We start from the raw sequence: 21,361 nt of genomic DNA on the forward strand, positions 1-21,361 counted from the left end.
ACTTGCTGTGACCGGTATCCATCTCCACCCCCCGGAAGGATTCCCATGGCCGACAACACCGTCGGGCGACCGCCTCTCCTGCTGCTGTGCTCCGCGCAGTTCATGCTCGCCCTCGACTTCGCCATCGTGAACGTCGCGCTCGGCGGCATGCAGCGGGACCTCGGCTTCACCGACAGCGGACTGCAGTGGGTCGTGGGTGCGTACGCGCTCTTCTACGGCGGCTTCCTGCTGCTCGGCGGCCGGGCCGGTGACGCCGTGGGCCGCAAGCGGCTCTTCGTGGCCGGGCTGTCCGTGTTCACCCTGGCCTCGCTGCTCGGCGGTCTCGCCACCGAGCCGTTCGTCCTGATCGCCGCACGCGCCCTTCAGGGCCTGGCGGCCGCCGCGGTCTCCCCCGCCGTACTGGCCCTCATCGCCGCCGGCTTCCCGGAGGGCAAGGAACGCGTGAAGGCGATGGGCGTCTTCGGCGCGGTCTCCTCGGCCGGCTTCTCCGGCGGCGTCGCGGCAGGCGGCCTGCTCACCGAGTACATCAGCTGGCGCGCGGTGATGCTGGTCAACCTCCCGGTCGGTGTCGTCCTGGTGGCCCTGGCCGCCCGCCGGCTCACCGCGGACCACCACAGCACCCGCGCGACCCGCCTCGACGTGCCCGGGGCGATCCTGGTCACCTCGGCGATGTGCGCGTTCAGCTACGGCCTGACCGTCGCCTCCGACGAGGGCTGGGGCGCGAGGACCGTCATCGTCTCCCTGACCGCCGGCGTCGCGCTCCTGCTCGCCTTCCTCGTGGTGCAGACCCGGGTCCCGGCACCGCTGGTACCGCTGTCGATCTTCCGCAACCGCAGTCTCTCCTCCGGGAACGGCATCGCGTTCCTGTCGGGCGGCGTGATGTCGGTGTCGACCTTCTTCATCACCCTGTACCTCCAGCAGGTGCTCGGCTACTCCGACGTCAGGACCGGACTCGCCTTCTTCCCGCAGGCGTTCGTGGTGTTCCTCGCCAGCGTGCCGGTCATCCGGCTCACCGAGAAGCTGGGCGCGCCCAGAACCCTGGCCATCGGCGGTGTCGTCCTGACCGCGGGCTCGGTGCTGCTCGCCCAGGTCACGGCCGGCAGTTCGTACCTGCTGGTGGTCCTTCCCGGCGGTGTCCTGCTCGGCCTGGGGGTGACGGTCATGATGATCACCACGGCCGTCGCCGCGACCAGCGGGGTCAGCGGGCCGCAGATGGGGCTCGCGTCCGGTCTGTACAACTCCAGCCGCCAGCTCGGCGTCGGCCTCTGCCTCGCCCTCGGTGTGGCCGTCGCGGGCATCGCCCACGGTGCCGTCCGGGCCATCCCGATCGGGGGCTTCCAGGCCGCGTTCTGGTTCACCGGCGCGCTGTCCGCCGGCATCGTCGCGGTGTCCCTCCTGGGCCTGCGCGGCACGGCGCCGCGTGCCCAGGAGGGGAGCGCCCCGGCCACGTCCGCGGACGGCGCCGGCGTCCCCGCCGAGGCGTCGGCTCCGGCCGTCTAGCCGGACCGCCGCCGTCCCCCGCGCGCGGCCGGCCCTCTCCCCCGGGGCCGGCCGCCGCACCATCCCTGCACGCATGCGGAGAGGAAAGGTACGCGCCATGACTCACATACTCGTCGCGGGCGGCGGCATCGGCGGGCTGGCGGCCGCGTTGGGCCAGGCCCGCAGTGGGCACCGGGTGACCGTCCTGGAGGGCCGTCCCCAATTCGCCGAGATCGGGGCCGGTATCCAGCTGGCGCCCAACGCCTTCCACGCCCTGGCCGCCCTGGGCGTGCGCGACGCCGTGGCCGGACGCGCCGACTTCATCGACGAACTCCGGTTCATGGACGGCGTGTCGGGAGAACAGGTGGCGGCCATGCCGCTGACCGGCGGCTACCGGGCCCGGTTCGGCAACCCGTACGCGGTGGTGCACCGCGCCGACCTGCACCGGGCGCTGCTCGACGGCTGCCGGGACGCGGGTGTGGAGCTCATCGGCGGACAACGGGTCACCGGCTACGAGCAGTCGGGCGGTCACGTGACCGTGTCGACCGCCGCCGGCGACCGCTTCCGGGCCGAGGTACTGATCGGCGCGGACGGCCTGCGCTCGGCCGTGCGTGAGCAACTGGTCGGCGACGGTCCGCCGCGGATCTCCGGCCACACCATCTATCGCTCCGTCATCCCGATGTCCGAGGTCCCCGAGGAGCTCAGGACCCGGTCCGTGACCCTGTGGGCGGGCCCGGGCCGGCACTTCGTGCACTATCCGATCGGTGGCGGCGACTACCTCAACCTGGCCGCCACCCGCGACGACGGCGCCGACACCGAGATCACCGGGACCCCCGCGACCCGCGACCACGTCCTGTCGGAGTTCGCCGGCCTGGACGACTCGGCACGCCGGTTGCTGGAACTGGGCCGGGACTGGCGGGTCTGGGTCCTGTGCGACCGCGACCCGGTCGAGACGTGGGTGGACGGCCGGGTGGCGCTGGCCGGCGACGCCGCCCACCCGATGCTGCAGTACGCGGCCCAGGGGGCCTGCATGGCCCTGGAGGACGCGGTGACCCTCGGCACCGTGCTGCGCTGCGACCCGGCCGACGTGCCGCAGCGCCTGGAGAAGTACAACGGTGTACGGCGCGAGCGCACCGCCCGGACCACGCTCACCGCCCGCTGGATGGGCAGCGAGCTCTACCACCCGGCCCGAGGGCGTGCCGCCGCACGCAACACGCTCCTCGCCGGACACTCGGCGGACGACCTGCACGATGTGGTGTCCTGGCTGCACGGCGCCACCGATTTCAGCACCCTTTGACGCTCACGGAAAGCAAGGGCCCCCTATGGCTGCCAAGCACGACGATGCCGAAGTCATTCACTTCTCCGGTGAGGAGGAACTGGAGAGATGGCTCGAAAAGCACCACACGGAAAAGGCAGGCGTGTGGATGAAGATCGCCAAGAAGGGTTCCGGCATTCCGTCGGTGAATTCCCAGCAGGCCCTCGATGTGGCCTTGTGCTACGGCTGGATTCCGGGTCAGAGAAAATCCCTGGACGAGGACTTCTTTCTGCAGAAGCTCACCCCGCGGCGGCCTCGCAGCGTGTGGTCGATGGTCAACATCCGCAAGGTCGAGGCGTTGATCGAGTCCGGGCGGATGCGCGAGCCCGGCCTCGTGGAGATCCGGCTCGCACAGGCCGACGGGCGGTGGGCCGCCGCCTACGAGTCCCAGGCCCTGGCCGAGGTGCCCGAGGACCTGGCGGCGGCGCTGAGCGAACGGCCGGTCGCCGCCGAGCGGTTCGAGCGGCTCGACCGGACCGCCCGCTACGGCCTGATGCTGCCGCTCCTCAAGGCCGCCGGTGAGCGCAACCGGACCGCCCAGCTCGCCAAGATCATGGAACGGCTGGAGGCCGCCGGCCGCTGAGGGTTCCGAGCCGGACGAGAAGCCGGACAACGAGAAGCCGCCGCCCCCACCGGGCGGCGGCTTCTCGTTTCCATAAGGGACCGTCCTCGCGGGCGCCGGAGAGCGGGAATTCCGGTCACTATTCTTCCGGCATGACACTTCACATACGCCGTTGGGGCACGGGCGATCGGGTCGCGGTGCTCGTCCACGGAATGCTGAGCAGTTCCGAGTGCTGGTGGGAGGTCGGCCCCGCGCTGGCTGCCCGCGGATACCGGGTGGTGGCCGTGGACCTGCCCGGCCACGGGCTCTCCCCCGCCGCCCCGGACGCCGGGCTGGACGGCTTCGTCGACTCCCTGCTCGACGCCGTGCCGGCCGCTCCGGCACTCGCCGTCGGTCACTCGATGGGGGCCTTCGTCCTGGCGACCGCCCTGGACCGGCTGGCCCCTCGGCGGGTGGTGTACGTGGACACCCCCTTCGGCCCGAGCCGCGGCGGCGTGGACGCGCAGTCGCTCACCGGCGTGTACACCAAGGCGAAGGCCGGCCGCACGCTCGACGCCCTCGACCGCAAGGAGACCGGCTGGCAGCAGCGGGACCGGGCCGTCGAGGCCCGCGCGGCGGAGCAGTTCGACGTCGCGACCACCGTGGGGCTGTTCGGATCGGTGGCGGGCAGGGATTTCGCCCCGCCGACGCACGTCCCGTCCCTGATGATCCGCCCCGAGCCCAGCCGCTTCGTCACGCCGGACGCGGTCGAGTCGCTGGAGGCCCGGGGCATCCGGGTCCGGTCCGTCGACGGGGCCGGACACCTCACCTGGTACGGCCGTCACGCGGCCTTCATGGAGGCGCTCGACGGCTGGCTGGAGGAGGAGCCGCCGGCCGCCGCATGACCTGATCGCCCGTACCGGGCCGCCCCCGTCGGAGCCGACACGGTCGGCGGCCGTCCGCCGACGGGGGCACCGGAGCACGCCCTGCGCCACCGTCCGGTCCGCTTCCCGCCGTGGGACCGGCCGGTTCGCGAGGGTCGCCGGACCCGCGCGGCGACCGCGCACACGCCGTGCTCCGCTTCCCGCCCCGCGCGCAACCCACCCGCCACGCCTCCGGCCCGCCGAGTGTCGCTCGGCGGGCCGGAAGCCTGTACGGGGGCTCCTGTCAGGCGGCGGCCGGGGCCCGGTCCGCCACGAGTTCCGCCATCTTGGCGACGGTCGGCTCGTCGAAGAGGTCGACGATCTCGAGGTCCACCGCGCACCGCTCCCGGACCAGTTCGGTCAGCCTGGCCGCCCGCAGCGAATCCCCGCCCAGCTCGAAGAAGTTGTCGTGCACGCCCGCTCCGTCCAGTTCCAGGACCTCGGTCCACAGCCCGAGCAGCGAGGTCTCCAGCTCCCCGGCGGGAGCCTGGTAGGGGGTGTCCAGCGCGGGGCGCGACCGCGGCGGCTCGGGCAGCGCGGCCCGGTCGATCTTGCCGTTGGTGCTGGTGGGCAGCCCGCCGATGACGTAGACGGTCGGCACCATGAAGGACGGCAGCCGTTGGGAGAGGCCGCGGCGGACGTCGCGCACCGAAGGGGCGGGGTCGAGGCCCGGTTCGATGTAGGCGGTGAGCTGGACGTCACCCTGACTGTCCTGGCGGGCCAGCACCGCGGCCTGGCTGACGCCCGGCAGCGTGGTCAGCACCACCTCGATCTCGCCGAGATGGACCCGGTTGCCGCGGACCTTGACCTGGTTGTCGGTCCGGCCGACGATCTCGATGCTGCCGTCCGGCCAGTACCTCGCCAGGTCTCCGGTGCGGTACATGACGGGGTGGCGGCCGGGGTCGACGGGGTTGTCGATCCACTTCTCGGCGGTGGCCTCCGGGCGGCCCAGGTAGCCGGCCGAGAGGCTGACGCCGGCGATGCACAGCTCACCTACGAGGCCCGGCGGCAGCGGGCGCAGCTCCTCGTCGAGCACGTAGGTGGTGACGTTGGTGGTGGGGCGGCCGATCGGCGGCAGCCGGCGGACCCGGCCGCGCTCACCGAGCCGCTCGCCGAGTTCGGTGATGTCGCAGCTGGCGACGACGGTGGCCTCGGCGGACCCGTAGAGGTTGATCAGCCGGAACGGGAGGCCGGCCGGGGGCCAGGACTGGATGCGCTCGCCGCAGACGCGGATGTTCTCCAGCGGGGTGTCCTCGGGCCACTCCAGGCGCCACAGCCGTTCGGCCATCGGCTTCATCAGCAGGGCGGTGGTGATGCCCTCGCGCAGGAACCACTCCTGGAGGCGGTGCTCGGAGGAGACCACCGACACGTCGGGGATGTGCACGGTGCCGCCGCGGGCGAGCACCGGGAAGCACTCGACCTCGATCATCCCGTAGCCGGGAGCCGCCAGCCAGGTGCCCTGGGAGTCGCTGGTCGTGCCGCACAGTTCGGCCATGCTGTGGATCAGGTTGCGAGCGGCGCCGAAGCGCACCATGACCGCCTTGGGCGCACCGGTGGACCCGGAGGTGTAGCAGATGTGGATCAGGTCGTCCGCCTGGACGGGCTCGCCGACCTCCGTGACCGGCTCGGTCCACCAGTCCTCGGTGTCGAGCGGGATCACCGGGGCGAGCCCGCTGACCTTGTCCTCGTGGGCGGACAGGGTGAGGACGACGGCGGCCGAGGCGTCCTCGATCATGTAGCGGATGCGGTCGGCCGGGAAGTCGCTGTCCAGCAGGATCGCCGCGCAGGCCAGCTTGAAGCAGGCCAGCTGGGCGATCAGGCTCTCGGCGCCGCGCGGGAAGCAGACGCCGACCCGGTCGCCGGGCCGCACGCCACGGGCGGTGAGCCGGTGGGCGAGCTGGTTGGCCTGGTCGTCGAGCTGGCGGTAGGTCAGCCGGGAGCCGGGCAGGATCACCGCCAGCGCGTCGGGGGTGCGCCGCGCGGTCCGGGCGACCAGCTCGTGGAAGTAGGCCGGGCCCACCGGTCCCTCGGTGTCGTTCCACTCCACCAGGGTGCGGTGCAGCTCCTCGTCGGTGAGCAGGGCGATGTCCCGCACGGTGCCGCTCGGCCCGGCCGCCAGCGCGGCGAGGACCCGCTCCAGGTGGCGGGCGTACTGGTCGGCCGCGTCGGCGTCGAACTCGTCGCGGTCCAGGGCGAGTTCCAGGGCGCCCCCGACCGCCGAAAGGGTCAGTGCGGCGAGCGCCCGGGAGACGGCCCCCGTGGTGTCGACCACGGCGTGCGCCGGCCGTCCGGTGCCTCCCTCCGCGGCCGCGGGGGCGTCGGACACGGCGCGCAGCAGCTCGTCCGCGGTGGTCCGGCCGTCCACGCGGAGGGCGAGCGGCTCGGTGAGGTCCGGCCGGCGCCGGCGGCCTATCAGCAGGTCGGTCTCTCCGGTGTAGCGGTGCACGAGCGCGGCCAGGGCGGCCGTCGCGTACGCCTCGGGCCGCTCGGCGAAGCCGTCGGGCACGGCGAGGGTGCGCCGGTGCAGTGCGCCGGTACGGACCCCGTCCAGGACTCGGGCCAGGGGCAGGGACGAACTCGTGGTGACAGCCACGGCATGGGTTCCTCTCTCGGATACTGCTTCGTCTGGGTGGAAGTGCGCGGGCCGGGGGGCGGGCGGCCCTCAGGCCGCGGCCGACCGGCGGGCGCCGACCGCCGCGGCCAGTTCACCGGCCATGTCGGCGGTCGTCGCCCAGTCCACGCAGGCGTCGGTGACGCTCTGGCCGTGGACGAGCCGGTCGGTGCGGCCGAGCCGCAGTTCCTGGCGGCCGGCCGTCAGGAAGCTCTCGATCATGACGCCGGCGACCGCCTCCTCACCGGCCGCGACCCGCCGTGCGATGTCGGCCACGACGACCGGCTGCTGCTCGTGGTCCTTGTTGCTGTTGCCGTGGCTGGCGTCCACGACGAGCCGCTGCGGGAGGCCGGCGGCGGCCAGCTCCTCCAGCGCGGCCGCGACCTGTGCGGGACCGTAGTTGGGACCGTCGGAGCCGCCGCGCAGCACGACATGGCCGTCCGGGTTGCCCCGGGTGGCGACGACGGCCGCCCGGCCGTCACCGTCGATGCCCGGGTAGACGTGGGTGCCGGATGCGGAGACGACGGCGTCCACGGCGTCCCGGACGCCTCCGTCGGTCGTGTTCTTGAAGCCGATCGGCATGGCGAGGCCGCTGGAGAGCTGGCGGTGCACCTGGCTCTGCACGGTGCGGGCCCCGATCGCCCCCCAGGCGACGGCGTCGGCCAGGTAGTGCGGGACGAGCGGGTCGAGGAACTCGCAGGCCACCGGCAGCCCGCTTCCGGCGATCTGGGTCATGAGGCCCCGGGCGAGCCCGAGCCCGCTGGGCAGGTCGTGCGAGCCGTCCAGGCGGGGGTCGCTGAGCAGCCCCTTCCAGCCGACCCGGGTACGCGGCTTCTCCACGTACACCCGCATGACCACGATCAGCCGGTCCCGGGTCTCGGCGGCGAGCGCGGACAGGCGTTCGGCGTAGCTGAGCGCGGCGTCCGGGTCGTGCACCGAGCACGGTCCGGCGATGACGACCATGCGGTCGTCGCGGCCCGAGAGGACCCGGGCGATGTCGCGGCGGGCCAGCGCAGTGGTCTTCTTGGCGAGGGCGGACATCGGTATCTGCGCCCGGAGCGCGTCCGGGGTCGGCAGCCGTGGGGGTGCGGGCGCCGGGGCGGTCAGGGGCTGCGGCGCGACGATCGCGGTACGGGAAGGGCTCATGGACGTGGTCCGTTTCCTGGGGCGATGGATGCGGTGGGTGGCGCGGGCCGGAGGGCTCAGACGCCGTCGGCGGTGAGGACGGCCGCGGAGAAGGTGAAGCCCATGCCGGTGCCGATCACGAGGATCCGGTCGCCGGTGGCCGGCAGGTTGTTCCTGAGCAGGTGGTCGAGGCCGTACATCTGGTCGCAGGGCCCGAGGTGGCCGATGGTCAGGCCGAGTTCGTGCACGGTGTTGCGCGGGGTGATGCCGAGGGGGCGTACGAAGCTCTCCCGGTACAGGGTCCGGCCGACGAAGGGGGTCAGGAACCAGTCGACGTCGTCGGCGGTGATGCCGGCCTCGTCGAGGGCCTGGCCGACCACGCGTCGGGTGCAGTCGGCGGTGCGGGTGTGCACGTCCTTCAGCGAGACTTCCCCCGAGGCGAGGAACTCGCGCGTCCTGCGGCGCATGTCCGGCTGCCCCTCGGGCGCGGTGCGGAAGGGCTCGGTCCCCCGGGAGAGCCCCTCCAGCACCGTGTCGGTCCGGCTCACCAGCGAGCGCAGTCGCAGCCGTCCGGTGTCGCGCGAGACGACTCCGGCCGCGGCGCCGTCGCCGAAGACCATGCCGGGCGAGGTGTGGAAGCGATCGGTGGGCGGCGCGAAGCGGTCGGCCAGTGTGATGAGGGCGGACGGGACGTCGGGCCGGGCCATCAGGGTGGAGGCCGCGACGTCGAGGGCGGCCAGGGAGCCGTTCGACCAGGCGTTGACCGTGGTCGGCATGGAGTCGAGTTGCGGTCCGAGGAGTTCTCCGGCGATCCAGCAGGCGGCCGGCCAGAGGTCGATGCCCTGGAAGTGACCGTGGCTGTGCAGCAGTGCGGTGTTCCCGTCGACCCGCACGCCCCTCTCCTCGGCCTCCTTGACGGCCTGTCGGCCCGCGGTCACCGCCATTTCGGGCGGTGCCTGGTCGGACCGCGCGTAGCTGACCATCGCGGAGCTCTCGGCGGCGTCGGCGGAGTACCGGCCGTCGGCAACCGCCGCGGCCACCGGCTCGAACGCGCCGAGCGTGCCTCCGGTGCCGGCGATCCAGATGTTGTCGAAGCGCATCAGGCGGTTCCTTCCATGGGCGGGACGGCGGGGAATCGGCCGTAAGGGCGAGGCTCGCGCCCTGGCCGGGACCAGGGTCGGCTACCACCAAAAACGCTATGCCGGTATCGCGTTCGGGACAACGCGCGGCCCATAAGGGCTCGTTACCTCTCCGAGCAGGTCGGACAGCAGTTCACCGAGCAGCTCCGGGCCGCGTCGTGTCAGCACCGACGCGGGGTGGAACTGCACCGAGGCGAAGCCCGGCCCGCGCAGGGCGTGCACCTCACCGTCCGCCTCCCGGAAGACCCGGACCATCCCGTCCCGGCCGGCGCAGTCGATCAGGTCCTGGGGGCTGTGGGCGGCGAAGGTGTTGTAGAAGCCGACGGGTTCGCTGCGGCCGAAGCAGTCGATCGTGCGCTGCACCCCCTGGCTGGGCACCGGGCGGCGGACGAGGGGAAGGCCCAGCAGCGTGCTGAGCACCTGGTGCCCGAGACAGACCGAGAGGAACGGGACCCCGTCGCGCAGGAGTCGGGAGGTCAGCGCCCGCAACCGGGCGATCTTGGGATCGCCGGCCTCCCTGGGGTCGCCCGGCCCGGGCCCGACGATGACCAGGTCGTAGGCGCCGAGTCGGACGTCCTCGTCGTAGCGGCGTACGTCGACGCGGGGGCCCTGCGCCTGGAGCAGGTGGCGTGCCATGGCGGTGAAGGTGTCCTCGGCGTCGATGACCAGGACCCGGCGGCCTGCCATCGCGGGCCTGGGCCGGGCCCGTTCGCCCGGCTCCCGGAACCAGAAGCCGGCCAGCGGCCGGTTGCGGGCGGACAGGGCCGCGCGTACCGCCGGGTGCCCGGCGACCGGAGGCGGCAGCCCGGGAGCCGAGGCCGGCCGCCCGCCCGCCGGCGTCCGCAGCGCCTCGATCAGCCCCGCCGCCTTGGCACGGGTCTCCGCGGCCTCGGCCGCCGGATCGGAGTCGCGCACCAGAGTGGCTCCGACCGGTATGCGCACCCGGCCCGTTCCGTCGATCTCGGCGGTGCGGATGAGGATGGCCGAGTCCATCCGGCGGGCGCCCGCCGCGTCCCGGCCGATGAGCGCCGCGACACCGGCGTAGTAGCCCCGGCCTTCGGGTTCGTGACGGCTGATCACCTCGCAGGCGCTTTCCAGCGGGCCGCCGGTGACGGTCGGCGCGAGCAGCGTCTCGCGCAGGATCTCCCGCACGTCCAGCGAGCTCTGCCCCTCGATGAGGTACTCGGTGTGGGCGAGCCGGTCCATCTCCTTCAGGAACGGCCCGGTGACCCGGCCGCCCAGGTCGCAGACCCGGCCGGTCATCTTGAGTTCCTCGTCCAGGACCATGTACAGCTCGTTGGCCTCCTTGGGGTCGGCGAGGAAGGCGAGCACCTCGTCCAGATCGGGGCCGCCCGCCGGATAGCGGTACGTCCCGCTGATCGGGTTCATGACGATCCGCCCGGCGTCCAGGCTCACGTGGCGCTCCGGCGAGGCGCCCACGAAGGTGCGGTCCCCGGTGTGCACGACGAAGCACCAGTAGCTGCCCGGGGCCCGGCCGGCCAGTCGGCGGAAGAACGACAGAGCGGTCCGTGCGGACCAGCCCTCGATCCGTGCCGTGAACGAGCGCCTGAGGACGAAGTTGGCCCCGGCGCCCCGCCCGATCTCCTCGGCGAGCACCCGCCGGACCCGCTCGGCGTACTCCTCGTCGTCGGCGTCGAAGCGGCCCTCGTCCATGTCGATGGGCACGTCGGGCAGCCGGCCGAGCACTTCGGCCAGGGGCAGCACCGCCTGGTCGTCCACGGTCAGGGTGAGCAGCGGGGCCCCGTCGTCGGGGTAGGCGAAGCCGCGCTCGCGGATCTGCCGGTAGGGCAGCAGGGCCAGTACCTCGTGCCGTTCCCCCGCCGTCCCGTCCGGAGGTGTGAGCGGGATGTCCGCGATCAGTTCGCGGGCTTCCACCCGGCCGGTCAGCAGATCGATCCGGTCGGCGCCGGTGCCCCCGGGCCGGTGCAGCAGCGCGAAGGGCGGCGGGTCGGCGCCGATGATGCGCTCCAGCAGCGGGTGGGCCGTCATGACCGTCCGCCGTCCATGGCGGCCAGCACGGCGCGGGTGGGCAGGGTGACCGAGCAGCGGGAGGCGACGTAGTCCAGCGTCTCCCGGTGCCGTACGGGTGAGAAGTCCGCGATCGCGTCGCTCACCACGAAGGTCTGGATGTCGTTGGAGAAGCCCTCGTGGGCGGTCATCAGGATGCCGACGTGGGCGTACACCCCGCAGATCACCAGCTGGTCGCGGCCGGTCCGGCGCAGCAGGCCGAGCAGCTCGGTGCGGCAGAAGGCGCTGGGGCGCCATTTGGTGAAGACCTGCTGACCGGGGCCGGGGGCGATCCGCTCGGGTATGGCCCGGTGCTCCTCGTCGGCGCTCATCCCGGCGCCCCAGAAGTCCTTGAGCAGGCCGCGCTGCGCGTCGTCCATGCCGCCGGGCTGCGCGGTGTAGACCACGGGCGCGCCGGCTGCCGCGAAGGCGTCGCGCAGGGCCTCGGCGTGGTCGAGGAGATCGGTCAGCGGCTGCTGTCCGGTGTCCGGGCCGCCGTGGCCGAAGGGGCGCAGGAAGTAGTTCTGGAGATCGTGGACGAGGAGCACGGCACGGGCCGGGTCGACGGTCCACGGTGCGGTGTTGCGGGGGAGCTCGTCCTCCGTCGGCATGGGATAGGGGTCGATGAGCGGGATGGCCATGGTCACTCCAGGGTCGGGTACGGGGGCCGGCCGGACCGGCCCGGAAGAGTCAGGCTCCGAGGGCGGCGCCGCCGTCCACCACCAGGTCGTTCAGGGTGATGTGCGAGGCCCGGTCGGAGAGGAGGAAGAGCACCGCGTGGGCGATGTCCTCGGGCCGGGCGAGGCGGCCCAGCGGGATTCCCACCCGGTAGGTGTCGGGTGAGCCGTCGACGGAGGGCCGTACGGCGCCGCCCGGCGGGTACATCGAGGTGAGCATCGGGGTCTCGGTGGAGCCGGGGGCGACGATGTTGCAGCGGATGCCGTACCGCGCCACCTCCAGGCCCAGGGTCCGGGTGAAGCTGGCCGCCGCGGCCTTCGACGCCGCGTAGGCGGCCATGTTCCAGCGCGGGACGGTCGCCGAGTTGGAGGCGACGGTCACCACGGCGCCGGAGCGGCGGGGCACCATCCGTGCCACGACCGCCCGGCTCACGTGGAAGACGCCGGTGGTGTTCACGGCGAACGTGAACTCCCAGTCCTCGTCGCTGTATCCGGTGACCTCTCCGGTGCGCAGTACCCCGGCGGTGTTCACCAGGTGGTCCAGCGGCCCCAGTTCGGATTCGGCGCGGGCGACCGCGGCGTCCACCTCCGGGCCGGAGCGCACGTCGGCGACGAGCGCCAGTACGCGTGCTCCGTCGGCCTCCAGCTCTTTCACCAGGGTTTCCAGGGCCACTTCGTCGGCGTCGAGCAGGGCGACCGCGGTACCGGCCGCGGCGAGCTCGCGCGCCACCGCCGCCCCGATGCCGCCCGCGGCTCCGGTGACCAGGGCCGTCCTGCGGCGCGGGGTCTCGTGCTCCGCCGTGGCTTCCTTCGCGGGTGCCTCGCCCATCACCGTTGCCTCCATCCCGTGTGGTGTGCGGCGGCCGCCCGGCGGCGCCGTTCGATCGTCTCGGTGCGCCGGCGCAGCGTCGCCGCGACGGCGTCGGCCTCCACGCCCAGGCAGCGCACCGTGAAGGAGGACAGGGCCTCCAGGTATTCGGACTCCAGAGCGTCCTCGTCGAGCGCCGTGGAGCGGCCGTCCTCGATCAGGACCCGGCCCGCGACGACGACGGTCTCCACGTCCATGGAGCCGCCGAGCGACAGGAATCCCTCCAGCGGGCGGGGGTTGAGCAGGTAGCGCCAGTCGCCGGCGGGCACGAGCAGCAGATCGGCCTGCTTGCCGGGCTCCAGGCTGCCGATGCGCTCCGCCTGGTCCAGCGATCTCGCGGGCAGCCGGGTGGCCATCGCCAGGGCGTCGGTGGGGAGCACCTCCGTGGGGTCGGCGTACATCTCGTTGTACAGCTGCCACACCGCCCGCATCGCCTCCGGCATCCCGCCGAGCGGTACGGCGGCGCCGTCGGTGGAGACCGACACGTCCAGTCCGGCCCGGCGGAACTCCGGGATCGCCCGTGTCTCGGAGAGGGTGGACTCACCGGCCTGCCCGTACTTGGCGGGCGAGTGGCTGATGTGCGCCCCCGCTTCGATGAGCAGGGCCCGCTCGCCGGCGTCGGCGAAGCCGCAGTGCACCGCCGTGAACCGCTTCGAGAGAAGTCCGGCCTCGGCGAACCGCCGTACCGGGGTGGCCCCGTAGTAGGCGAGCATCACGTCGGCCTCGTTGCGCAGCGCGCCCACGTGGGTGGCGAACGGGACGTCGTAGCGGGCGGTCAGGTCGGCGAATCCGGCGGCGAGTTCGTCGCTCATGTTGGTGCCGTAGACGGAGGTCGGCCAGGCCCGTACGAGTCCGTCGGGGCTGGTGGCGCACTCGTCGAGGAGCTGCTCGATCCGCTGGAGTTCGAGGTCGGTGTCACGGGTGCGCCGGAATCTGCTGTCGCCGGGTGCGCAGACCGCGTCGGCGGCCCAGGTGCTCACCGTGATCCGCATCCCGAGGTCCCGGGCGGCGCGTGCCAGGGCTTCCGGCTTGTTGAGGGAGCCGACGTCGCCCAGGGTGGTGACGCCTGAGCGCAGCTGCGTCCACATCGAGTACCGGGCGATGGCCAGGGCCTCGTCGGGGGTCAGCCGGTCGACGTGGTCGTGGAAGGCGTCGAACACCATGGAGATCTGGGTGACGTCGCCGCCCAGCGCCATGAACACCGGCTTGTCGTCGCGGTCCGAAGCGGCGCGCAGCGCCCCCTTGAAGGGGAAGCGCATCGCGAACATCTCGTGCCAGTGCGCGTTGACGAAGCCCGGCAGGATCATCCGGTCGTGGGCGTCGATCACGCGGAGACCGGCCCGGTGGTGCGGCTCGACGGCCGCCTCGACCTCGGCGGTGGGGCCCGCGGCGACGATCACTCCGTCCGCGACGAGCACCGATCCGTCCGCGACGACCCGGTCGGTGGAGTCCGCCGGGTAGAGCACTCCGCCCCGGATCAGCAGGGCGCCCATCACGCCGCGTCCGTGTCGCGTGCGGCCCAGGCCTCGGTGAGGTGCCGGTGCCAGGCGTCGAGGGTGGGGGTGGCGGTGAGTGCCGCGAAGTCGACGGGGATGCCCTGCCGGCGCCAGCGGGTGACCAGGAGCATCACCTCCAGGGAGCCGACCCCGAGATGGACCAGATGGGCGTCACCGGTGAGCGTCCCGGGGTCCGCGCCGATCGCCGCGGCGACGTCCCGCCGGAGCTCGTCGGCGGGGAGCGGGGAGGTACGCCGCCGAGTGCGGGGCCGCGCGGGGGAAGGGGTGGGCAAGGTCATGACAGTTCACCTCGTCGGTATCGGTGCGGCGGCGACGGCGGCCGGGGCGGGCCGGTCCTGTCCCCAGTCACGGGATCGCGCCGGGTCGGCGGCTGCCGCCGACAGGGCCTTCTTGTCGATCTTTCCGAGCGGTGTGAGCGGCAGGTCCGCGACGTACTCGGCGCGGTCCGGCAGTTTGAAGTCGGCCAGCCCCCGCTGGTGCAGGGTGGCCTTGAGCAGGCTCAGCGGCGGCACCGCGCCCGGCTCGTCACGGCTGACGAGGAAGGCGTAGATCCGCTCCCCGAGGAACTCGTCAGGCACCGGCACCACGGCCGCGGCGGCGATGCCGGGGACGGCCAGGAGGTGGGCCTCCACCTCACCGGCGGCGATCTTGTCGCCGCCCCGGACGACGACGTCCTTGATCCGGCCCTCGACGACGAGGCGTCCCTCGGGAGTGAGGCTCGCCAGGTCCCCGGTGCGGTAGAAGCCGTCCTCGGTGAAGGCGACGGCGTTGTGCCCGGGGGCCCGGTAGTAGCCGCGCAGGGTGTACGGGCCACGGGTCAGCAGCTCCCCCGTGACGCCGGGCGGGACCGGGGCGTCGGACGCGTCGACGATCCGGATCTCGTCGGCCGGTGACACCGGCCGGCCCTGGGTGTGCAGCACCGAGTGCGGGTCGTCGTCCGCACGGCCCATGCTGAGCAGGCCCTCGGCCATACCGAACACCTGCTGGAGGCGGCAGCCGAGTTCGGGGGTGATCCGTGCGGCCAGCTCCGGTTCGAGCCGGGCGCCACCGATCTGCAGGACCTGGAGGCTGGACAGGTCGGCGTCCGACCACTGGCGCTCCTCCAGCCAGAGCCGGGCCACCGTGGGCACCGCCGAGGTCAGGGTGACGCGTTCCCTCTCGATCAGCCGGAAGCAGACGTCGGCGGTGGCGTCGGGGGCGAGCACGACCGTGCCCCCGGACGACAGCGTGCCGACCACTCCGGGGCAGCCCCAGGTGAAGTTGAACTCGACCGGGAGCGCGGCGAGATAGACCGATCCGGGGCCGAGGCCGGAGAGCTCCGCCACCGTGCGGGTCTGGTACGCGTAGTCGTCGTGGGTGCGCGGGATGAGCTTCGGCAGTGCGGTCGTGCCGCCCGACAGCAGGAAGAAGGCCACGTCGGACGGGTCGTTCGCGGGCAGCGGCAGCGGTTCGGCATCGATCCCGGACGCCGGGACGGCACCCTCGGGGACCGGTCCGTCGCCCATGTCGACCACCATGCGCAGACCGGGGAGCTCAGCGGCCAGCCGCCGGGCGAGGGCGGTGTGGTCGAAGCCGCGGAAGACCCCGGGTCCCACGTATCCGGAGGCCCCCGACAGCTCGCACAGATGGCGCACCTCCTGGGCCCGGTGCGAGGTGAGCGAGAACACCGGCTTGGCGCCGGCCCGGAACAGGGCGAAGGCCACCTCCACGAACCGGGCGGTGTTGGGCAGCTGGAGCACGATCCGGTCGCCCGGACGCACTCCCTCGCGCACGAATCCGGCGGCCGTGCGGTCCACCCGGTCCGCCAGCTCCGAGTAGCTGATCCGGTCCGGGCCCGCGACGAGAGCCGTGGTCGTGCCGTAGGTGTCCGCCCACAGCCGGGGCAACGAACCGAGGTCGGTGCCTTGCCACAGGCCGGTGCCGCGGTAGCGCGCGGCCGTCTCGGCGGGCCACGGTGTGCAGCCGTCGAGCATCATCGGTCGTCCTCCTTCGGTGTGCCGCCGTGCGGCGGGTGCGGTGCGGTGCCGTCGGGGCAGTCGGCCGTGATCTCCAGGACCGCGCAGGCGACTTCCATGCCGGGGCCGGCCGCGAGCAGCAGCACCTGGTCCCCCGGCACCACCTCGCCCGCGGTCCACAGGTGTTCCAGTGCGAGGAAGGGGTCGGCGGCCCCGACGTGCCCGACGCCCCGGCTGAACTCCCAGCTGCCCATGGAGGGTTCGACGTCCAGCGGCGCGAGGTAGATGCCGTGCAGGGCCCTTCGGGCGTACCCGGTGTGGCAGATCCTGGCCACCTTCTCCAGGCTGGTGCCGGCATCTTCCAGGACGCGGTCGACGGTGTCGGCGACCACGTCGCCGAAGTGCACGGCCGGGGCGGCCGCGCCCTGCTCCCAGCGGCGCTTCAGATGGGCATTGCGTTCCTCGAAGTTGAGCGAACGGCCGACCGTGATGCCCGGCGGGAACAGCTGCTCACCGGCCCGGTGCTGCTCCTCCAGCACCGGGGCAGAGGCCGAGGCGACGGAGAGCAGCCGGGCGAATCCCTCCCGCCGTGCGACCACCGCGGCCGCCCCGCCGTCCGCGAGCAGGAACAGCTTCGATGAGTTCCAGCGGTCCACCACCGGCACGGAGAAGTTGTCGGCGGAGGTGATCAGTACGGCGTCCTTCGACGGGTCCGCCGCCAGCCGGTGGGCGGAGAGCTCCAGGGCGGCGAGCATGCCGAGGCAGCCGGGCCCGATCTGCGCGGCGGTGACCGGGCGGTCCAGGGTGTGCCTGAGCACGTAGTGCGGCGCGGACCAGCCGTCGGGGCCCTGGTGGTAGGTGGCGCAGTGCAGCAGCGCCCCGAAGTCGTCCGCTGCGAACCCGGCGGCGGTGCTGCGGCGCAGCGCGGCTCGGGCGGCGCGCACCGCCATCTCGGGTGCGGGCAGCTCGCCGGCGATCCGCACCGCCCGCATGCCGGAGGCCTCGCAGTCGGCTTCCGCGTACCAGCCCCGGGCCACCGCCTCCTCGGTGCCGACCGGTTCCGGCAGCCAGCTCCCGATGCCGGCCAACCGGATGTCGGATGCGATCCTCACCGCCGCGCCCCCGTGTCGGCCGGGACCAGGAAGCGGGCGACGCTGTCGAGCTTCTCGCAGGTCTCCTCGAACTCCCGCTCGGGCGTGGAGTGTCCGACGATGCCCGCGCCGGCCCGCAGCCAGGTGCGGCCGCCCCGCCGGTAGGCGCTGCGCAGCACCAGGGCCGCGTCCATGGCGCCGGAGTGGTCCACGGTGAGCACGGCACCGCTGTACAGGCCGCGCGTCTCGGGCTCGTACCGGCGGATGGAGTCGTACGCCGCCGCCTTGGGAACACCGGATGCGGTCACGGCGGGGAAGACGGCCCCGAAGGCGTCCCAGGCGTGCCGGCCCGGGGCCAGCTTCCCGGCGACCCGGGAGGCGAGGTGCTGGACGCTGCCCCGCTCGCGGACGGCCATGAACTCCGGTATCTCCACGGATCCTTCGACGCAGACGTCGAGCAGCTCGTCCGCCCCGGTCTTGACCGAGATGGCGTGCTCGTACACCTCCTTCGGAGAACCGAAGAGGTCGGCCCGCAGGCTCTCGTTGACCAGGACGTCCTCGGTGAGGGCCCGGGTGCCGGCCAGCGGCTGGCTCACCACCCGCCCGTCCTCGGCGACCTGCACGACGATCTCCGGGCTGAAGCCGATGGCCTCGGTGCCGCCGAGGTTGAGCATGAAGGAGCGGGCCGGGTTGTTGCCCCGGCGTCCCGCCACGTACGTCGCGGTCAGGTCCGTGTCGCCGGGCACCTCGACGACCCTGGACAGGATGACCTTGTGCAGCTCGCCGGCGTTGATGTCGTCCACGGCGTGCCGTACCGCGGCACGGTAGCCGGTACCGTCCGTCGCGTAGACGTCCAGCGGCCGCGGCTGCCGCTCCCCGTTCGAGCCGGTGTCGTCGATGACGGCGTTCACCAGCGTGTCGAGCGCGGCCTGGTCGGCGGCGCGCAGCAGGGCGTGGCCCTCACCGAACCGCACCTCGACCCGCGGCACGACGAGATGCAGCAGGCGCTGTTCGCCGAGGTGGTTCCGGGCTCCCTCCTTGGCGTAGGACAGCTCGAAGGCGGCCCAGCCGTAGGCCCGCCAGTACGGCACCTCCACCTGGGCGAGCAGCTCGGAGACGAGCTCCAGCGGCTGGTCGCTCCAGGGCAGCACGGCCGCCGGCAGCCCTTCCTGACTGAGCCGGGCGCCGTCGCGGTCCAGAGTGACTTCGGCGCGCACCCCGCCCGCGTAGGCCCAGCTCCCTCCGTTCTCGTAGACGACGTACGACTCGTACAGACCGGCGTCGGCGAGGCGGGCCGCGATCAGCAGGGGGTCTTCGGACAGCGGGACTTGGGTTTCGTAGTAGTGGCGCGAGGCAAGGGCGGTCATCTGGGTGGTCCCTCCCGTGAGGCTGTTACCTCCCAAAACATTATGGAGGTAACACCCGCCTGACCGCCCCCCTCCGATCACCCTTGCTGATCGAACTGCCAAACCGAACATGTCACCCCGGGCCGGTTCAGGGCGGAGACCCTCCTGACGGCGCCTTAGTGTCGTGCTCGCACCGCGGTCACACCGGTGGTCGCAGGACGCCGTTCAACGAAGGAGCACCGATGCTGCGAGGCCTCACCACCGTCAGGTTCCACGCCGCCGACCTACCGGCCGCGAAGACCTGGTACACCGAATTCCTGGGCATCGCCCCGTACTTCGAGCGCCCGGGGTACGCCGAGTTCCGGATCGGCGACTACCAGCACGAGCTGGGGCTGCTGGACAGCGCCTACGCGGGGGACCTGGGGGGCCACGGCGACGGGGCGGCGGCGGGCGCGGTCGTCTACTGGCACGTCGACGACGTGCGGGACGCGCTGGAGCGGCTGCTGGCCCTGGGCGCCGTGGCCCACGAGCCGGTCCGCGAGTTCGGCGAGGGCTTCGTCGGCGCCTCGGTCGTCGACCCCTTCGGCAACATCCTCGGGATCATGCAGAACCGGCACTACCTGGAGGTCCTGTCCGGCCGCTGATGGCGGGGCGAGGGCCCGGGGTCCGGTGAAAGGGGCGGCCGGGAAGGCGAGGGCCACTGGGGACGGAGCCCCCGGGAAAGGGCTGGAAAAGGGCCGGCAAGGGCTGTTGGCGAAGGCGGGCGGCATCTCCTCGCGACATATTCTCCAGCAAGCCCGGCATCACCCGGAACGGCCTCGTGACCGGAATCCGCCCAGCATCGTCACGGCCCCGTTTCGGCAGTGTCCATAGGGGTACCGAAGAAAGCCGTTCAGCCGGAATGCACGCACGTCCCATGCCCGTCCGCCCAATGCGCGCAGGCGGGCCATGTGCGTGCCGGCCGGAGCGGTGCATATCGATCACCGGCCGCGACGTCTAGGGAAACCGAATCCGGACATCGCTTATCAGCCAGAATGTGTCGGGGTACTCCTGCGCCGCGGAACCGATCGGCCCGGATTCCCCTCCCGCCTTGCCGACGCACCCCGCATCACCTTCCGACGACGGGGGTGACCTGCGAGGACACCCGGCCCTCGGCGCGGCCGAACCGCCGTCCTGGGCGGCTCCCTTTCCCTTCGCGGGAATCCGCCATGTCCGGCGCGCGACCGTTCCATGATCCTGACCACAGAAATACCAGCCGCCCGGTAATCGCTTTCAGGACAGGCCGGACTTCGCACCCTTCTCATGGAGCGCGAAAAGAATGAAGCTGTCCCGGTCGACTGTCACTGTTGCTACGGTGCGAAATCGCTCAGCACACCGCTGACATTGAGGACCTGACGGCACTCGGAAGCCTGTTTCCCGGAGGCCGGGGTGCCGGGCTTCTCGCAGGTCACGGAAACGGTGACGGTCGCGTTCTGAGGAATCTGGATGGGGGTCACCCAGTGGTAGTCCTGGTTGCGGAAGGTCTCCAGCGCGATCGTGGTGATCTTCCGTTCCCCGAAGGAGATGGTCACCACTCCCTCGTCGCCCTGGAAGTTGGCCACCACGATGTCCGTGACGCCGAAGGTCTTCCCGGCCGGGACCCGGTAGGTCCCGGTCTTCTCCGCTCCGCCGGCCGTCTGTACGTCGATCGTCGCCGAGCTCTGCTGCCCGTCGCCCGCACCGCTTCCCGTGCCACTGCCCGAACCGGTGCCCGTCCCCGTACCGGCCCCGGTGCCGGGACCGGCGCCGCCGGTCTCGCCACCGCCCGTCCCCTGGCCTCCCGTTGCCTCGCCCGCGCCCGGCGCCTGTCCGCCCTGCTGCTGGGCGCCCCGGGCCACCTGCTCCTCGGCCGCCTGGGTCCCCGCCTCCTTCGCGGCGCTGCGCACCGCGGGCCGGACCAGGGTGAACCAGGCGATCAGCAGGGCCAGCAGCGCGGCGAGCACGATCAGCAGCCACTTCGGGAACACCGGCAGCTGGAGGAACTCACCCTGCAGGGTCTCCTTCTGCCCGGGGTGCTCCTCCTCGGCGCTGCCGTCCCCGGCCGCCGCCTCGGCCACCTCGGCCTCGAAGGGCCAGGTCACCGGCTCACCGAACCAGATCGGCTTACGGGTGCGCGCCCGCAGGCGTACGTCGGCGGACTCACCCGGCGCGAGGCTCCGGCCGTCCGGTGCGAAGACGAGCTTGAGGTCCTCCCCGGCCTGCCGCGCCGCGAAGCCGACCTCCACAGGGGTGTTCCCCCGGTTCTGCACCGCGGTGCGGTACCGGGCGCCGAGCCAGCCGCGCCGGCGCCGGGGGCTCAGCTCCGCCCGCAGCTCGCGGAACGCCTCGACGGTCACGGTGGTCTCGGGCACCACCACCCGCTCGGGGTGCTCGGCCGGCAGGACCCGCACGCCCAGCGGCGTCCGGCCGGCCCGGACCTCGTGCGACCGGGGCGGGGCGAGCCGGATGGTCACCTGCTCGAAGGTGCCGGGGTACAGCGAGACGCGTGCCGGCTCGACGGTGCTCCACGCGGCGCAGTCGCCGACCACCTCGAGTGCGTAGGCCTCGACGATGTCGCTGTCGTTGCGCACGGTCAGGGTCGTCGTCGCCTCGCCACCGGGCGACACCGTCACCTCGGGGATCGCGAGTTCGGCAGATGTGGTCACGATCCGACGCTAGGAGACCGGGCGGCCCCCGCAGCAGAGACGGGAGGGCAACGGCCGGGCAG

17 protein-coding genes are annotated in these 21,361 nt (G+C 72.8%); 5 read left to right on the top strand and 12 right to left on the bottom strand.

All coding sequences use genetic code 11. The features are described from left to right. The first annotated feature begins 45 nt into the window (after positions 1-45). The 4 genes from SACTE_RS08580 to SACTE_RS08595 all read left to right on the top strand — a co-directional run bounded on the left by SACTE_RS08580 (position 46) and on the right by SACTE_RS08595 (position 4,240). Positions 46-1,500 carry an MFS transporter gene (locus tag SACTE_RS08580; RefSeq protein ID WP_014045641.1) on the top strand — a complete coding sequence of 485 codons (1,455 nt, stop codon included), beginning with the start codon at positions 46-48 and terminating at the stop codon, positions 1,498-1,500. Between the two features lie 97 nt (positions 1,501-1,597). Beyond that, complete coding sequence (locus SACTE_RS08585; protein WP_014045642.1) at positions 1,598-2,776, top strand: 3-hydroxybenzoate 6-monooxygenase; 1,179 nt, start codon at positions 1,598-1,600, stop codon at positions 2,774-2,776. A 25-nt stretch (positions 2,777-2,801) separates the two neighbouring features. Next, positions 2,802-3,377: a YdeI/OmpD-associated family protein gene (locus tag SACTE_RS08590; RefSeq protein ID WP_014045643.1), complete on the top strand. Its 576-nt coding sequence runs from the start codon at positions 2,802-2,804 to the stop codon at positions 3,375-3,377. Positions 3,378-3,508: 131 nt separating this feature from the next. Continuing rightward, entirely contained in the window at positions 3,509-4,240 is a 732-nt protein-coding gene (locus tag SACTE_RS08595; protein ID WP_014045644.1) for an alpha/beta hydrolase, read from the top strand. A 262-nt stretch (positions 4,241-4,502) separates the two neighbouring features. On the opposite strand, the gene SACTE_RS08600 is transcribed toward SACTE_RS08595, so the two are convergent. The 11 genes from SACTE_RS08600 to SACTE_RS08650 form a co-directional block, all read right to left on the bottom strand. Further along, the gene (locus tag SACTE_RS08600) at positions 4,503-6,851 is read right to left on the bottom strand and encodes a non-ribosomal peptide synthetase (protein WP_014045645.1); all 2,349 of its coding nucleotides are present in this window, start codon (positions 6,849-6,851) and stop codon (positions 4,503-4,505) included. A 69-nt stretch (positions 6,852-6,920) separates the two neighbouring features. Next, positions 6,921-8,015, bottom strand: coding sequence for a 3-deoxy-7-phosphoheptulonate synthase (locus SACTE_RS08605; protein WP_014045646.1), 1,095 nt, complete (start codon positions 8,013-8,015; stop codon positions 6,921-6,923). A gap of 56 nt (positions 8,016-8,071) precedes the next feature. Continuing rightward, positions 8,072-9,094 carry a ketoacyl-ACP synthase III family protein gene (locus SACTE_RS08610; protein WP_014045647.1) on the bottom strand — a complete coding sequence of 341 codons (1,023 nt, stop codon included), beginning with the start codon at positions 9,092-9,094 and terminating at the stop codon, positions 8,072-8,074. Between the two features lie 96 nt (positions 9,095-9,190). Next, entirely contained in the window at positions 9,191-11,143 is a 1,953-nt protein-coding gene (locus tag SACTE_RS08615; RefSeq protein WP_014045648.1) for a phenazine-specific anthranilate synthase component I, read from the bottom strand. Continuing rightward, positions 11,140-11,802, bottom strand: coding sequence for an isochorismatase family protein (locus SACTE_RS08620; RefSeq protein ID WP_014045649.1), 663 nt, complete (start codon positions 11,800-11,802; stop codon positions 11,140-11,142). Before SACTE_RS08620 ends, SACTE_RS08615 begins: the two co-directional genes overlap by 4 nt. A 49-nt stretch (positions 11,803-11,851) precedes the next feature. Further along, a complete protein-coding gene (locus tag SACTE_RS08625; protein WP_014045650.1) occupies positions 11,852-12,667 on the bottom strand; it encodes a 2,3-dihydro-2,3-dihydroxybenzoate dehydrogenase in 816 nt (271 codons plus the stop codon). Continuing rightward, complete coding sequence (locus SACTE_RS08630; protein WP_014045651.1) at positions 12,667-14,199, bottom strand: amidohydrolase family protein; 1,533 nt, start codon at positions 14,197-14,199, stop codon at positions 12,667-12,669. The genes SACTE_RS08625 and SACTE_RS08630 overlap by 1 nt, the downstream gene beginning before the upstream one ends. Then, positions 14,199-14,501 carry a phosphopantetheine-binding protein gene (locus SACTE_RS08635; RefSeq protein ID WP_014045652.1) on the bottom strand — a complete coding sequence of 101 codons (303 nt, stop codon included), beginning with the start codon at positions 14,499-14,501 and terminating at the stop codon, positions 14,199-14,201. Before SACTE_RS08635 ends, SACTE_RS08630 begins: the two co-directional genes overlap by 1 nt. A 6-nt stretch (positions 14,502-14,507) precedes the next feature. Further along, complete coding sequence (locus tag SACTE_RS08640) at positions 14,508-16,199, bottom strand: AMP-binding protein (RefSeq protein ID WP_014045653.1); 1,692 nt, start codon at positions 16,197-16,199, stop codon at positions 14,508-14,510. After that, positions 16,196-17,290 carry a ketoacyl-ACP synthase III family protein gene (locus SACTE_RS08645; protein WP_014045654.1) on the bottom strand — a complete coding sequence of 365 codons (1,095 nt, stop codon included), beginning with the start codon at positions 17,288-17,290 and terminating at the stop codon, positions 16,196-16,198. Before SACTE_RS08645 ends, SACTE_RS08640 begins: the two co-directional genes overlap by 4 nt. Then, the gene (locus tag SACTE_RS08650; RefSeq protein ID WP_014045655.1) at positions 17,287-18,636 is read right to left on the bottom strand and encodes a salicylate synthase; all 1,350 of its coding nucleotides are present in this window, start codon (positions 18,634-18,636) and stop codon (positions 17,287-17,289) included. The genes SACTE_RS08645 and SACTE_RS08650 overlap by 4 nt, the downstream gene beginning before the upstream one ends. A gap of 221 nt (positions 18,637-18,857) precedes the next feature. On the opposite strand from SACTE_RS08650, the gene SACTE_RS08655 reads away from it, so the two are divergent. Next, positions 18,858-19,259 carry a VOC family protein gene (locus SACTE_RS08655; protein ID WP_014045656.1) on the top strand — a complete coding sequence of 134 codons (402 nt, stop codon included), beginning with the start codon at positions 18,858-18,860 and terminating at the stop codon, positions 19,257-19,259. Positions 19,260-19,964: 705 nt separating this feature from the next. Here SACTE_RS08655 and SACTE_RS08660 read toward each other — a convergent pair. Further along, positions 19,965-21,299, bottom strand: coding sequence for a hypothetical protein (locus SACTE_RS08660; protein WP_014045657.1), 1,335 nt, complete (start codon positions 21,297-21,299; stop codon positions 19,965-19,967). Positions 21,300-21,361: the final 62 nt, after the last annotated feature.

It is taken from the genome of Streptomyces sp. SirexAA-E (assembly GCF_000177195.2).
Classification (GTDB): domain Bacteria; phylum Actinomycetota; class Actinomycetes; order Streptomycetales; family Streptomycetaceae; genus Streptomyces; species Streptomyces flavovirens.

Bases quoted from the DNA above. Each gene is read 5' to 3' on its own strand.
- SACTE_RS08580 (WP_014045641.1), top strand. From the start codon at position 46: ATGGCCGACAACACCGTCGGGCGACCGCCTCTCCTGCTGCTGTGCTCC.
- SACTE_RS08585 (WP_014045642.1), top strand. From the start codon at position 1,598: ATGACTCACATACTCGTCGCGGGCGGCGGCATCGGCGGGCTGGCGGCC.
- SACTE_RS08590 (WP_014045643.1), top strand. From the start codon at position 2,802: ATGGCTGCCAAGCACGACGATGCCGAAGTCATTCACTTCTCCGGTGAG.
- SACTE_RS08595 (WP_014045644.1), top strand. From the start codon at position 3,509: ATGACACTTCACATACGCCGTTGGGGCACGGGCGATCGGGTCGCGGTG.
- SACTE_RS08605 (WP_014045646.1), bottom strand. From the start codon at position 8,015: ATGAGCCCTTCCCGTACCGCGATCGTCGCGCCGCAGCCCCTGACCGCC.
- SACTE_RS08610 (WP_014045647.1), bottom strand. From the start codon at position 9,094: ATGCGCTTCGACAACATCTGGATCGCCGGCACCGGAGGCACGCTCGGC.
- SACTE_RS08615 (WP_014045648.1), bottom strand. From the start codon at position 11,143: ATGACGGCCCACCCGCTGCTGGAGCGCATCATCGGCGCCGACCCGCCG.
- SACTE_RS08620 (WP_014045649.1), bottom strand. From the start codon at position 11,802: ATGGCCATCCCGCTCATCGACCCCTATCCCATGCCGACGGAGGACGAG.
- SACTE_RS08625 (WP_014045650.1), bottom strand. From the start codon at position 12,667: ATGGGCGAGGCACCCGCGAAGGAAGCCACGGCGGAGCACGAGACCCCG.
- SACTE_RS08630 (WP_014045651.1), bottom strand. From the start codon at position 14,199: ATGGGCGCCCTGCTGATCCGGGGCGGAGTGCTCTACCCGGCGGACTCC.
- SACTE_RS08635 (WP_014045652.1), bottom strand. From the start codon at position 14,501: ATGACCTTGCCCACCCCTTCCCCCGCGCGGCCCCGCACTCGGCGGCGT.
- SACTE_RS08640 (WP_014045653.1), bottom strand. From the start codon at position 16,199: ATGATGCTCGACGGCTGCACACCGTGGCCCGCCGAGACGGCCGCGCGC.
- SACTE_RS08650 (WP_014045655.1), bottom strand. From the start codon at position 18,636: ATGACCGCCCTTGCCTCGCGCCACTACTACGAAACCCAAGTCCCGCTG.
- SACTE_RS08655 (WP_014045656.1), top strand. From the start codon at position 18,858: ATGCTGCGAGGCCTCACCACCGTCAGGTTCCACGCCGCCGACCTACCG.